The 1,331-nt window shown below is 44.0% G+C and carries 1 protein-coding gene and 1 pseudogene; both read right to left on the minus strand.

Going from position 1 to position 1,331, the window contains the following annotated elements; translation table 11 throughout:
- A pseudogene (locus tag R8N28_RS25120) lies at positions 1-331 on the minus strand (GGDEF domain-containing protein); the annotation flags it as partial.
- The gene (locus R8N28_RS25125; protein WP_025611941.1) at positions 331-1,260 is read right to left on the minus strand and encodes a phosphate/phosphite/phosphonate ABC transporter substrate-binding protein; all 930 of its coding nucleotides are present in this window, start codon (positions 1,258-1,260) and stop codon (positions 331-333) included. The gene R8N28_RS25125 and the pseudogene R8N28_RS25120, both read right to left, overlap by 1 nt.
- Positions 1,261-1,331 lie beyond the last annotated feature (71 nt).

Raw genomic sequence — 1,331 nt, forward strand, 5'->3', positions numbered from 1 at the left:
GGAATACAAGTCCATCGTTATCTACAACATGGATTTTTGATACGTCCGGTTGGCTTAAGGTTGCCGTAATCTGTCCATAGACTTGGCTGATGTTATCGTTGTAAAGCGGATCAAACAGCTGCTTAGACAACAACTCCGCGTACACTAATCCTTTTTGTTTGACGTAGGATTCCGTCTTATCTTGAGAATTTTGCGTAATCTGCTGCGCGAGATTGTTTGAGTATGTGTCGTAGCCATGCATGTAAAGTACAAGGTTGACCGCAACCACCAAAACAACGACGGAGATGGTCGCGAAAATGTATTTGGTTTCTAGCGAAAGTTTGTTCAGCATCAGTTTGCCTTTGGTAGCAAGTTAACAGACTTTCGAACCGTGTCGAGAGACGTTGCCATATCTGGCGTGAGTGCTGATATGCGCTTGGTATTTTGGAATACATCCAAGGCATGCAAACCTTCTGGTGAGGCATCCATTTTCAATAAAATCGATGTAATTTCATTTTGGGTCGATTGGCTCAAAGTAGGCGACGCTAAAACCAAATCACGCGGGATCTCAACCGAGTTATGGAAAATGGTCAGTTTTTCCTTCATGTTTTCTGGCAAATCTTTTGGGTTGTTCCAGTTGAAATTACTGAACGCCCCGGCGGCAACGCGCTGTTTATACACCCAAACGGATAGGTTGATTTCGTTGGATTGTTCTAAATGTTCATCCAAAAACAAATAGCCGATACGGTCTTTCGTTGGGTGAGCATCAATAGAGCGAAGGTATTCTAATTTTTCGCCTTGGTTGAGCAATGTAATGGCAGGTAAGTAAAAGCTGCTGGTGGAGTTACGACTCTCGAAAATGAGCGTTTTGCCGCGCAGATCGGCCAAGGAATGAATGCCACTGTCTTGATGGGTGAAAAATACAGAGTGGTATTTTTCGAGTCCCTTTTTCCACCTTACGGCGAGCACTTGGCTGTTAGATTCTCGTTCTAGGGTTACGGCGTTAAACGGTGTAGCTGTTGCAATTTGAACGCTGCCATTTTTGAGAGCAACTGCAAGTTGTCCATAGTTGTTGAAGACTTGTACCGACCCAGAGGTATAACCGAGGTGATTCAGTCTTCCGGATACATATTGAGCAAAGGGTGTCGCTTTTTTGATTTTACTTTTTGCTTTGTCGGAAACGATACCTACGGTAAATACGAGGTCATTGACGGGTTGAGCGCTAGCAAGAAAGGGGGAGCTTAAAGAAGCAAGCAGTAAGAGTGTGCAGGCAGGTTTCATCCGGCGTCAACATCCTTGGGTATATGTTCTTGAACGACAAGATTCAAAATAAAAGCAAATTGCACTTCAAC

The organism is Vibrio sp. Vb1554, from assembly GCF_033344235.1.